Origin of the sequence: Brevibacillus nigriterrae, from assembly GCF_049846925.1 — a bacterium.
Lineage (GTDB): Bacteria > Bacillota > Bacilli > Brevibacillales > Brevibacillaceae > Brevibacillus_H.
Genome location: NZ_JBNCMT010000017.1, coordinates 96119 through 108608, shown reverse-complemented (window position 1 = coordinate 108608; position 12490 = coordinate 96119). Strand labels below are relative to the sequence as shown.

Below are 12490 nucleotides of genomic sequence, written 5' to 3'. Positions count from 1 at the left end.
TGATGGCAGCAAAAAACAGAAATACGATGAAAAACAAGACATTGAGTCTTGTCGGGATATGGGACTTTTCCGTTTGTTTTTCACCCACTCAAGAGTCCCTCCTTTTTCTTTGGAAAACGTCAACCACTTTATTTATTCCGGCTTCATTTGTTTACTGAGATTAATTCTTTCCGAGAGTTTTAACAGTGGATAGTAAAGCAACATGGCAAATACCAGATTAGCTCCAACACTGGGCAAAATCTGATTCGATACTATCCATTGTACATCAACTGTGGTAGTAAAAAACAAGCGGAAGATACTGTACAATAACCATTCATGAGCGAACAGAATCAGTGTGGCTGTGGAAGCTACCATCGCTACACTACGGTGGAATAACAAAAGAATTAATCCAGAGAAGTATCCCGCTATCATCATGCTGAGTGTATACACTCCGATGATCTGGCCAAACAGAACGTCCTGCAAGAGCCCGACAACAAATCCGTAGATTAACCCTTCACGTCTACCGAGGAACAACGCAATCATAATGACCCCAACGAGTGCAAAGCGGGGCAAGAGATGCCATTCTCCTTGGTGTGGGACGATAAATTGAAAGACGGTACCTTCCAGCAAAAATAAAAGAAGGATCAAAAGAGACAATAAGAAACGAGGCATTATTTTCCGCCCCCACTTCCGCTCGTCTGATTTGCCTGATTGGAAGGAATGAGATCCCCTGTCGAAGTCGTGATAAAGGAACGTTCAACAACCATAACTTCATTCAATTGAGTAAAGTCTGCACTTGGCTGAATGTATGCGGTCTGCGTCAAGCCATAGTCTCCTGGAACGACCCGTACAATTCGGCCAACCAGAAGTCCTCGTGGCATCACACCACCCATCCCGGAAGTGACGACTTGTTGATTGGGCTCTACTTTTGCATCCAGTTGAATTTTGCGCATGATTAATAATCGTTCGCGACTATCATACTCTTCGATGACACCGTTCACTTCTGAATACGTTTTGACACCATTGACTTGTTTTTCCCCAAGAATGATCGCCGAAATGTGGTTGCTGCGTTCCATGGCTGTGAGCAATTCCACGGTAGATGAAAAATTCGATACACTTTGCACCCTGCCGATCAGACCCGAAGATGTGATGACTGCCATATCCTTTTTAATTCCATTTTGCAGTCCTTTGTCAATCGTGACAACATCGTTCCAATTATCTGAATTGCGGGCAACAACCTCACCTACACGAAGTTGGTAATCATTCAGTTTGCTTTTCGCGTTCAACAAATTGCGTAAACGTTGATTTTCCGCCTCCGCCAGTTTGAGTTGGGCAGTTACTTGCGCATACTGATCCAGACTTGCCTTCAGTACTCGGTTCTCTTGATAGATATGATACGCTTCACGGACATCCTCTACAAAACCGGAAAAAGCCTGGGCAGGGGTATAAAAAAATCCCTGCACCACGCTGAATGTGTCTTTCACTAGTTTTTCCGGCCATGACAGTTCCGTCCGTTCTTTCGACGTGATCCCCATAATCGCCATCAAGAAAATCAAACCGACAAGCACTATGATCAGTCGCTTATTGGTAAAGAACGACATGATTACATTTCTCCCACTTACCTGCCCCGCTTCGTGCGAGAAGAGGTTATTCCATGTTTTGATTTAAACAAATGTATATTCTCCAGGGCTCTTCCCGTACCAACAGCAACACAATCCAATGCATTCTCTGCTACGTGTACAGGCATCCCCGTTTCTTTGCTAAGTAAACGGTCCAAATTACGCAACAGCGCTCCCCCACCAGTCAGTACAATACCGCGATCCATAATATCTGCGGCAAGCTCAGGCGGACTCTTCTCCAACGTAATCTTTACAGCTTCTACGATAGAGTATACGGTTTCGGACAACGCTTCGGCAATCTCTCCACTTGTGACGGAGATGGTTTTTGGTAGACCGGACACCAAGTCACGACCACGGATATCAACTGATTCTGCTTCATCAGGTGCAATCGCAGAGCCAATTTCCAATTTGAGTGTTTCAGCCGTACGCTCACCAATCATCAGGTTATAGCGACGCTTGATGTATTGGATCACCGCTTCGTCCATCTCATCACCAGCGACACGAATGGAACGACTGGTAACAATACCACCTAAAGAAATGATCGCTACTTCTGTCGTACCTCCGCCGATATCGACAACCATACTTCCTGTTGGTTCCCATACTGGCAAGTCTGCGCCGATTGCTGCTGCAAACGGTTCTTCGATGGTGTAGGCTTCTTTGGCTCCCGCCTGCTTGGTTGCATCTTCCACAGCACGTTTCTCAACTGCTGTAATTCCTGAAGGCACACAAACCATGACACTAGGACGACGGCTAAAAATACTGTGATTCTTTTGTGCCTGACGAATGAAATAACGCATCATCGTAGCCGTTGTTTCAAAATCAGCGATAACCCCATCTTTCATCGGGCGCACAGCAACGATATTGCCCGGTGTGCGTCCAATCATGCTTTTTGCAGCGTTTCCGACTGCTTCAATTGTATTTGTATCCGTACGGATGGCAACAACAGATGGCTCCCGTACAACGATTCCTTTTCCTTTTACATAAACAAGGGTATTGGCTGTTCCCAAGTCAATCCCTAAATCTCGTGAAAATCCTCCAAACATAGCAGGTAATCTCCTTCCGTTCACTCATGCAGAAAAGTCAATCCACATGTGCACTATCTACTCTTTGTTGTCTTAATCTTGATGCTACAAATATCCTTGTTCTTTGAGACTCGTGAAACGTCCATCTCCAATGATCACATGATCCAAAACGGTGATACCAATCAGCTCTCCGGCTTCCTGGAGAGTTTTGGTGACTGCAATATCTTCTCGGCTAGGTGTTGGATCTCCGCTCGGGTGATTATGTACACAAATGACGGATGCACTGCTTCTGCGAATCGCTTCTTTAAAAACTTCACGTGGGTGAACGATGGAAGCATCCAGGCTTCCTACAAAAATCGTTTCTTTCCCGGTCACATGGTTCTTCGTATTGAGAAACAAACAAATAAAATGCTCTTGAGTTAACTGACTCATCTCAGGCATCAAAAGAGTGGCTACATCACGGGGGTACCGAATGGTAGGTCGCTCATAGTGGAAGTTTTGTTGTATTCTACGCCCCATTTCAAATGCGGCGTGAAGTTCAATCGCTTTAACAGGCCCAATCCCTTTTACTTTAATCAACTCCTGATGAGAAGCCTGTGCCAGTCCTCGCAAATCTCCGAACGTGGAAAGCAAACGCTTGGCCAAATCGATGGAAGACTCTTTTTCAGCTCCTGTACGTAAAAGGATAGCCAACAGTTCCGTATCTGCAAGTGGAGCAGCACCCTGGCGAAGAAGTCTCTCGCGTGGACGCTCATATAATGGGACGTCTTTCATCCTCCATTTGTTGCAGAAATCTACACTCAATTCTTTACCCTCCCTCACAGCTTTGTTTCCCGGTCCTTTGAAAAGCTTGTAAAAACGGGAATGCGCTCGTGTTGGAGAGTAACGAAGCTGTTCGCAGCCCATAGTTCTTGTTACCTGTTTACGTACTGGCTAGCACATCAATTCCAAAATGCTTTAACAATTGTGCTGTGAGTTTCAACGGTAATCCTACGACTGTAAAATAGTCTCCTTCAATACCTTCGACAATGGTGGAACCAATTCCTTGAATTGCATAGGAACCAGCTTTATCCATTGGTTCTTTCGTTTTAATATAGGCGTTAATTTCTTCCGATGTTAACGAACGGATCATTACTTTGGTAGAGCTGGACGCCACTTTTTGCTGATTCGTCTGTGCATCAATGATTGCCACACCACTATAAACCGTATGTTCTCTTCCTTGCAGCATGGAAAGCATTCGGAATGCGTCCACTTCATCTTGTGGCTTGCCGAGTACCTGATCATCCAGCACGACAATCGTATCAGACCCAAGAATGAGTCCTTCTTTCATTTCCCCGGCAATTTTTGCTGCTTTCCGCAGAGCCAACGTCTCTACTATTTCTGTTGGCGAAAACTGTAACGGTGTTGTCTCATCTACATCACTTACAGCAATCGAAAACGGAATCCCCAACGTGGTGAGCAGTTCTTTGCGTCTCGGGGAAGAGGATGCTAAAACAAGCGTTTTGGTCATCTGCATGGTATCTCCCACCTATTTAATTTTGCGGTACACCCAGAAAGCAAGGGCAAGTCCACCAATGCTAGCTAGATTTAGTTTTACCTGAAACTTCAAATCATACTTCAAAATCTCTAAATCAGCAGCAGGAGACCATGAAATTGTTTTATACACTTTAAGGAACGGCAGATACGCTCCGACTATTTCCCCCAAAATACTCCCAAATGACATACCTGCAATCAGGAGTACAACTAACGTAATTGTCTCTTTACCCTTCATTCGTTCTCTTCCATCTCCCTGATTGCCCAGGTTTGTTTGGGCTTTCTCTATTTGTAAACGAAACGGTCATAACCGTAAAAACGCCGAGACGTTTTTCACAGAAACCAACCAAAAAATAGTGTAACAAATAGGGGGGGTGTGAGACAATCCCTGTTTGATTTAATGCTACAAAAAGACAGAGGGGAGCGCAAGAGAAAGGCATGCGATAACGGAAATACACCCCAGACAAATCGTCCAGGGCGCTACACTCGGTGATTTTACGGCTGAGAAGACTTGCTCCAGGCAACGTAATTCTCCACAAATTGGAAGACACCTTTTTGCACCTGCCATGCATAAGGAGTTGCGTTCTGGGTCTTCAAGCCTGTCATTGCGGTGACTGCCTGATTCAATCCATCGATCATGTTCTTGAATTGAGGCTGTAACACTTTCGGGATACCCGCTTGCACGGCTCTGCTATCATCAAGGAACCTGCGATGAAGATCACGCAATTTGGTTTCTTCTTCTGTCGTGATCGGCTGCTGTTTGCCGCTTTGGTTCAGAACTTTGCTAGAGTAGGCAGATAGGGAACGGGTCAGTTCGAATCCATTGGTTAAGAAGGCCTCCACCTTGTTCGAATCCGGGATGGTCGGGTCTGGCGCCACGAGCAATTGCGGAAGATTCACTTCTTTTTCCATTGCTGGAAAAGCCAATTCCTTAATATAAACTTCCATTTTACTGTTTTTCAAAAAGCTGGCGATGCCCAATATCTCATCACGGGTAGGTGCAGTGGCAACGAATAAATGGTGTTTTCCTTCGATTTCATAAAGAAAATGCGGAAACCCCTGCTTCTGTAGTGGTTCAATAGCGAGTTCTGCGGATGCTATATCACTAAAAACTCCCGCCTGGGCAAGGTAAAACTGTTGTTCGGGTACCGATACGACCGTCTGTATCATTTCTTCTGAAGTGATCGGCTGCGGCGGCGACTCGGATTGGCTTGCTTCTGGTAGTGATGTTGTACCCTGATCTTGACCTTGCGCAGCGGTGGTTTGTTCTTGTTTCCCTGGTATTTGCAAGGTTTCACCCAATACCGTTTTATAGGATTGAGACAACTGCTCTTCTTTGAATACCATGAGAACTGTAAAACCAAAAACCAAACCTAGTGCAACGGCTCCTACTGTTGAAGCCATCACTCGAAACCACGGCGTCCGAGTAAAAGGCGGCATCGACCTTTTGATTCCTTTTTGTACGTTCAAGCGATTGGTACGCAATCTTTCTAACCAGGTGGAGTCTGCATGCTCATCGTCGCCGTCAAGATCAAGTATCGGACCGTGGAAGTTACTTTCATCCGGATCCTCTTGTGAGGTTCGATTGAATGTAGACTGGTAACGCAATTGATTTAAGCGAAAAAGCGCATCCTCTTCCGCAGTAGATTCCTCCGCAAAGTTTTCCGCTGATTTGAGAGATTCATCTAGCACCTGTGGCTGCAATTCACGTATTTCACCCGATGCTTCTTCTGGCAGATGCATTGCAGGTGACGGAATGAATGGTTTCCTGCCCTCCCTTGGTTTGCTCGTCTCTTTTTTCGGCTGTACTGCTGATCCGTTCAGTTTTATGGATATTTGATTGGGTTTTTTAAGCTCCAAAATAAAAAACCTCCTCGCTCACGTAAATCTAGTAATACTAGCATACGGGGGCTTGTTGGAGGTTATGACTGTTTGTCTAATCTTCCGGACAAATTATTCAGAGCTTGTACTCTTTTGCTCCGTTTCTTTTTGGGTTTCTTTCTGGGTTTCCTCTACTTCCTTCTCTGGATTGGGAATAACCTCATAGCGGAGAGGATCCCACTTGCCAGAAGGTCCATTCACATCGACTGGTGGAAGTTTGTTCAAAAGACTCTTGAACTGTGGTGCAAAATAGCTGGTCAAACGTATAGTTGCCGCCATTTTTGTTTCTTTTGGTATGACAAAATCATCTTTTGCTGTTGTAGCGAAGCTTAATTCATCCACTCGCAAATAACGTGACATCCCCTGAATCTCTGAAACAAAATCGTATATTTCTTCGTATTCGCCTTTAATGGAGAGATTCATCTCGACACTGTTCAATTTTGCTTCAGGCAGGATCTTTTGCAATACTTCCACAGTTGGCGGTTGTTCTTTTTCCTCAGTTGACGATGGAGTAGATTGGTTACCCGTTTTCTCGGCAGAATTATTGTTATCACCAGAAGGATTTGCCTCTGTTTCGGTATTTAATGGATTCGTCAGGATTCCTTGCTCTTCTTGTTTCTTTTGTTCCTCTTTCACTTCTTTGGGGATCAATTTCTCAGCAATTTCTTTTGCAGAAAGCTGCTTTTGTTCTGTAAATGTTACGGAGGTAATTTCAACCTGACTGAGAGTCTGCAAACGCTCCAGGTCTTTTATCAATTGATCCGTATACGGCTTTACAGGAATGGCTTCGACGATCCTCTCCAGCTTTTCATACGGTACCTCACTCTTTGGTCGCACTTGTCCCGCAGCAATCGCATCTACTTTACTGGACAAAGTTGCGGCCTGTGCAGCAAGCTGCTCACGTTCATCGCGTACTGGATTCAAATACAAAAAGTTAAACGCAGCAAGAAGGGCAAACAACAGGGCAAACCCTAACAAAGCATATTGACGTTCCTTTTCCCCCATACATTACACCTTCTTTTACTTCTTTTTCTGGTCTTCCGGCTGGTTTTGCTGATCTCCGAGCGTTGCATTTCCATCGAGTGTGGCCAGTGTTTCTTTCAACTCTTTCACATCAAAAGTCAATGCGACTACATTAAACTCAGCACCAAAACGAGGCAGAACTTTGCCTCCCACCGTTTGCAAGGCTGGAGAAAGCGGGTTATTTTCTTCATCGACAGGTCCCATCCACTTAACCGGACTGGCAACAATCTTGTTAACCTCCGCTTTGATCACATAAGGGGACGCCTGTAAATTATGGAGGTACGATGCTACATCATCGTACTGTTCAAATTTACCTAAAATCGTAATGGTTCCATCCAGATTGTAAGAGACCTTTTCCAGTTTCCCCATCACTGGTAGATTGGTTGCCAGTTCGTCAAGGAGCAGTGTGGTTGGATAAAAAAGATGCTGCACGCGTTCAGTTAGATTCAAATACTCACCCAACGTACTTTGTTGCGCTGAGGAAACTTTTCTTTTTTCTATCGTTGCCAGCATATTATCTTTTTGTGTAATGCTTTGCTTTAACGTCTCAATTTGTTGTTTTTCATCAAAATACGTCCAGCCTAAAAATGAGGCCGCAGCCAACCAGACCGTTCCAATAAGAGCATAGATCAGGTATGTGCTTGTAAACTTTTTCTTCTTTTGGGGTAAAAGGTTAATCGTTACCATTCTCTCAACCTCTCAAAGATAGTCCCGCTGCGACGGTAAATGCCTGTAAATTATCTACTTGACTATCCTTACAAGCAATGTGATGGGTAGGAAACAACAGGGTTTCAATTCCCGACAGACGATTGTTGATATGCGGGAGAAACCTCTCCATCGTCGGGAACTCACCCGTAATGTAAATCTGTTTGATCCGTGTGCCATCGTTTTTCATACTAAATTGGTAAAAGTTGATTACACGATCCAATTCTCGCAACAAATCATTGGCAAAAGAATCGTACATTCCGCTAGCATTCAAGTGATGGTAAAAATCCTCGGCTCTCCACTCTTTGGTGTCGACACCCACCACATAATTGGTTATATCAATCGGAATATTGCGCAGAAATTCCGGAATTTCTCCCTGAAAAATACTGACATTGACGGAATGCAGACCCAACTGCATAAACATGAAGTCAGTCGGTATCACAGAACCACTGCCCTCTAGCAAACGATACAATGCCAGTGGCTCTATTTCTACTGCAGTAACCGTTACATCCACCAGCTTCATCATTCTGACATACTGATCAATCACGTCACCGGGAGCTGCGATAATCAGGTATTCATCCATCGGCTCCGCTTCGGCTTCACCAAATTCCGCTAGCTGACTATTTGTCTTGTTGGGGAGTATTTCACGCAATTTAATATAATCAAAATAAGGCCTGGAGAAAGGAAGATGAACCGTTGTTTCCAATTCAATTTCGAGAATGGGTCTTACTTCATTCGGAGATAATTTGGGTAATGTAAGTTTGCGAATAACAACGAAAGAACTGGGAACAGCCAACACGGCCTTCTTTTTTCGCATGCGAAGATCTTTTTTGGCGAGAGCCAGTTGTAATTCTAATTCTTCCTGCTTCACTATTTTGCCCGATTCAATCAATCCATTGTCTACCTGAATAATTCCCATTTGCTCCATTCGGATTCCGTCTGTTCCCAGTACTAATTCGGAATAGCGAATCCCTTGATCATCAATGGCAAGACCAATATGCGTCTTTTTACTGGAAAATGGCAGACGTAATTTCATCGTATCGATTCCTTTCTAGAGTAAGGCAAGATATAGCTGTGTCCAAACAATTCGACATATTTCGTTCCATCCCTGCTTCATTTGGGGTGGTGAATATTGTATAACTGTGATTAAAATAACAGGGCTACATACCAGGTCGTGATCGCTTCACCGTACAGGTACGCAAGGAGAGAGCCTACTGCGATAAACGGCCCAAACGGGATAGACGATTTGCGGTTTGCTTTTTTTAATAGGATTAGCAGAATGCCGACCAGTGCACCGAGTAACGATGAGAGAAAGATGCTGACGAATAATAGCTTCACTCCTAGTACTAAACCGATCACGGCGAACAGCTTGATATCCCCTCCACCCATTCCTTCACCACGTGTCACTATGGCTATGAGTAAGAAGAGTCCAAAGCCTATTGCCATGGCTAAGAGGTGCATCCAGTAGGTTTGTGTTGGATGAATGAAGAATCTGGCTACCAGAAACAGGCCTAGGAACGGGAATACTACTTTGTCGGGGATGAGTCGGTATTTCAGGTCCGATACGGTTATGATTACTAGAAGAGAGACGAAACCGAGCCCGACCAAGGTTTCTGTGCTATAGTCAAATCTCCAGTATGTGAGGGCGAAAAAGATTCCGGTGAACAGTTCCATGACTGGGTAGATTGGTGAGATGGTCATCTGGCATGAGCGGCATTTGCCTTTTGCTAATAAATAAGAAAGAACTGGGATTAGATCACATGCTGATAGTTTTTGCTGGCAGCCCGGGCAATGTGACGGTGGCTGGATGATTGATTCACCTTTTGGGACTCGCAGGCCTACTACGTTGTAGAAGGAGCCGAATAGGAGGCCTAGGAGGAAAATTAAAGAAAGTACAGGAATTTCAGACATTAATTCACCTTCTCCACTAAAATAGAAAACTTCTTCTCCCAAGAGAGAAGAAGTTTCTAAACTACCATTAGATTTATGGTAACGTTACATTTGCTCTTGTTGCTGTTTCAGCGTTGAAATTTAATATATCCGTATTACTTCCATCTCGTTCCAAAAGTACAGTATAAGTGTAGTTAAAGTTACCTTGTGTTCCAACTGCAGCCCGTGTAATAGTTACCTGACAGTTTGTTGGACTATACGCGAACCCCCCACCGCCTGGGAATTGAGGTATATTTATAAATCCTTGTTGGTTAAGCGTTTCTAGAGTTACAGATGTACTATTAGAAGTAAATGTTTGGTTTGGGTTTGCAGCTAGCCATTGCCTTGCAGCATCAGCCATCATTTTAGCATTAGCAACATGTGCGTCTCTTCTTGCGTTGTCAATAATGTTACCGATAGATGGTATAGCAATCGCTGCAACAATTCCAATAATCACCAAAACAGCAAGTAACTCAACTAATGTTAAACCTCTTTCATTTTTAAGATACTTTTTTAACATATAATCTCCCCCCACTTAGTTAATGCACATTATTAAAGATTTCAAACATAGGAATCATGATAGATAAAACTATAGTACCAACTATTACAGATAATAAAACAATCATTATCGGCTCGATCAATGACTTCAATTTATCTACTGCATTATCTACTTCAGCTTCATAGAAATCTGCTATCTTCTCAAGCATCAAATCGAGTGAACCTGTTTCCTCACCAATGGCAATCATACTTGATACTAACGGTGGAAATACCCATGACTTTTTCATTGGTTCTGATAAAGGACGACCATCTCGTAAACTCAGCTTGGACTCGTTTATCGCTTTTCCTATTACTTTGTTCCCCACCACATCCTCTACAATTGATAGGGCTTGCAAGATAGGCACGGAACTAGAAAACAGTGTACTCAAGGTACGAGTCATCCTTGCCAAAGCACCTTTTTGCAGTAGTTTCCCAAATATCGGCATCTTTAGTTTAGCATAGTCTACCAAAAATCGTCCACTGGATGTATTGACAAAAACTCGAAAACTAATATATAGGACAATAATACCAACGAGATATAGGTACCACGTATTAATCAAACTGTTACTCAAAGCCATAACAACCTGTGTGATTTTCGGAAGCTCCGCATCAAAACTAGCAAACATGCCTACAAAAGTAGGAACGATACTCGTAAGTAGGTAGGAAGTAACTGCAATTGCCAAAATACTTATCGTAATCGGATAAGTCATCGCAGACTTAACCTTCTCCACCGTGTAATAAGACTTCTCATAAAAAGTAGCCAACCGATCCAAAACAAGCTCCATATTACCGGAAGCTTCCCCTGCCCTTACCATACTAAGATACAACGGCTCAAAAACCTTGGGAAACTTGGAGCACGATTCAGAGAGTTGGACCCCTTTGCGTAGGTCAGCCTCTACTTCATTTAAAATCTTGCGAAGCGCTTTACTTTCACTTTGTTGTGCAAGAATATGAATCGAGTCTACAATCCCAATCCCTGCTCGAATCAAAGTTGCCAACTGCCGCAAAAACACGACAAAATCCTGATTTTTCACCGGCTTGCCAAAATGGATTTCCGTCTGCAAAAAGCCTTTGACTTCCTGCTCAATCGTCATAACAATTATGCCTTGACGCTTCAACTCTGCAACTGCCATTGGCTTACTGCTCGATTCGATCTTTCCCCGCTTGCGCTTCCCGTCCCGTTCCTTTGCTTCATAAATGAACGTTGGCATCTAGTCCAACGCCCTTTCATTCAAGAAATGTTGCGCAAATTCTCGGGAGATGGTACCGCTCGCCAACAGATCCGTGATGGAATTCTCCAGCGTGTGCATTCCCATATCTCGACCCGTTTGCAAGATGCTTTTGATCTGATGCACCTTTTCAATACGGATGAGGTTGGCAATGGCAGGTGTGTTAACCAAGATTTCCGTAGCCACGGTTCGTCCACCTCCGATTTTCGGGAACAGGCGCTGCGAGACAATTCCAACCAATACGGACGCAAGCTGCATGCGAATCTGTGGTTGCTGATGACCAGGAAGAACGTCGATGATCCGATCAATCGTCTGAGGGGCGTCGGTTGTATGCAAAGTAGCAAAAACCAAGTGCCCCGTCTCTGCCGCCGTTACCGCTGTCGTAATCGTCTCCAGATCACGCATCTCACCGACGAGAATCACATCCGGGTCCTGACGCAAGGACGCACGCAGACCGGCAGCAAAGTTACTGGTATCAAACCCTACCTCTCGTTGATTGACAATCGAGAGCTGGTGCTTGTGGAGGTACTCAATCGGGTCTTCCAACGTAATGATATGTTTGCGCATCGTGCGATTAATATAGTCGATCATCGCTGCCAGCGTTGTCGATTTACCGCTTCCAGTCGGCCCTGTAACCAGTACAAGTCCTTGTGGCTTGTGGCAAAACTTTTTCAAGTTCTCCGGCAGCCTCAATTCTTCTAGTGAGGGAATACTGGTCGGGATGACACGAGCCACAAGCCCGATGCATCCTCGCTGATGATAGGCGTTAATCCGGAAACGTGATGTTCCCGCAAGCCCATAGGAGAAGTCCAATTCTCCTTTTTCGATGAATTTGGAATACATCTGCTCGTTAATAATCTCCTTTGCCATCGCTTCCGTATCGTCTGGCTGCAACGAGGGGATGTCCAGTCGCTTCAAATCACCATCAATCCGAAATACTGGAGATGCACCCACTGTGATGTGAAGGTCAGAAGCACCTTTATCGAATGCATATTTTAAAAGCTTTTTGATATCGACAGCACTCATCTGTTAT

At 44.3% G+C, this 12490-nt stretch carries 14 protein-coding genes; all 14 read right to left on the bottom strand.

Going from position 1 to position 12490, the window contains the following annotated elements; genetic code table 11:
• Positions 1–132: 132 nt before the first annotated feature.
• Positions 133–651, bottom strand: a complete 519-nt coding sequence (gene mreD / locus ACPW7N_RS14165) for a rod shape-determining protein MreD (protein WP_425651754.1) — start codon at positions 649–651, stop codon at positions 133–135.
• A complete protein-coding gene (mreC, locus tag ACPW7N_RS14160; RefSeq protein WP_425651753.1) occupies positions 651–1580 on the bottom strand; it encodes a rod shape-determining protein MreC in 930 nt (309 codons plus the stop codon). Before mreC ends, mreD begins: the two co-directional genes overlap by 1 nt.
• Positions 1581–1597: 17 nt before the next feature.
• Positions 1598–2641 (bottom strand): rod shape-determining protein, encoded by a 1044-nt coding sequence (locus ACPW7N_RS14155; RefSeq protein WP_425651752.1) that lies wholly within the window; start codon positions 2639–2641, stop codon positions 1598–1600.
• A gap of 84 nt (positions 2642–2725) precedes the next feature.
• Positions 2726–3394, bottom strand: a complete 669-nt coding sequence (gene radC, locus ACPW7N_RS14150) for a RadC family protein (RefSeq protein ID WP_425651755.1) — start codon at positions 3392–3394, stop codon at positions 2726–2728.
• A gap of 148 nt (positions 3395–3542) precedes the next feature.
• Complete coding sequence (locus ACPW7N_RS14145) at positions 3543–4136, bottom strand: Maf family protein (RefSeq protein WP_425651751.1); 594 nt, start codon at positions 4134–4136, stop codon at positions 3543–3545.
• A 12-nt stretch (positions 4137–4148) separates the two neighbouring features.
• On the bottom strand, positions 4149–4391 hold the full coding sequence (locus ACPW7N_RS14140; RefSeq protein ID WP_425651750.1) for a DUF4321 domain-containing protein: 243 nt from the start codon (positions 4389–4391) through the stop codon (positions 4149–4151).
• A gap of 257 nt (positions 4392–4648) precedes the next feature.
• On the bottom strand, positions 4649–6013 hold the full coding sequence (locus ACPW7N_RS14135) for a hypothetical protein (RefSeq protein WP_425651749.1): 1365 nt from the start codon (positions 6011–6013) through the stop codon (positions 4649–4651).
• 93 nt (positions 6014–6106) lie between these two features.
• Entirely contained in the window at positions 6107–7039 is a 933-nt protein-coding gene (locus ACPW7N_RS14130; RefSeq protein WP_425651748.1) for a type 4a pilus biogenesis protein PilO, read from the bottom strand.
• Positions 7040–7054: 15 nt separating this feature from the next.
• On the bottom strand, positions 7055–7744 hold the full coding sequence (locus tag ACPW7N_RS14125) for a PilN domain-containing protein (protein ID WP_425651747.1): 690 nt from the start codon (positions 7742–7744) through the stop codon (positions 7055–7057).
• Positions 7745–7748: 4 nt separating this feature from the next.
• On the bottom strand, positions 7749–8798 hold the full coding sequence (pilM, locus tag ACPW7N_RS14120) for a type IV pilus biogenesis protein PilM (protein WP_425651746.1): 1050 nt from the start codon (positions 8796–8798) through the stop codon (positions 7749–7751).
• A gap of 110 nt (positions 8799–8908) precedes the next feature.
• A complete protein-coding gene (locus ACPW7N_RS14115; RefSeq protein WP_425651745.1) occupies positions 8909–9673 on the bottom strand; it encodes a prepilin peptidase in 765 nt (254 codons plus the stop codon).
• A gap of 73 nt (positions 9674–9746) precedes the next feature.
• Positions 9747–10211 (bottom strand): prepilin-type N-terminal cleavage/methylation domain-containing protein, encoded by a 465-nt coding sequence (locus tag ACPW7N_RS14110; protein ID WP_425651744.1) that lies wholly within the window; start codon positions 10209–10211, stop codon positions 9747–9749.
• 19 nt (positions 10212–10230) lie between these two features.
• Positions 10231–11439, bottom strand: a complete 1209-nt coding sequence (locus tag ACPW7N_RS14105; RefSeq protein ID WP_425651743.1) for a type II secretion system F family protein — start codon at positions 11437–11439, stop codon at positions 10231–10233.
• Positions 11440–12483 (bottom strand): type IV pilus twitching motility protein PilT, encoded by a 1044-nt coding sequence (locus tag ACPW7N_RS14100; RefSeq protein WP_425651742.1) that lies wholly within the window; start codon positions 12481–12483, stop codon positions 11440–11442.
• Positions 12484–12490 lie beyond the last annotated feature (7 nt).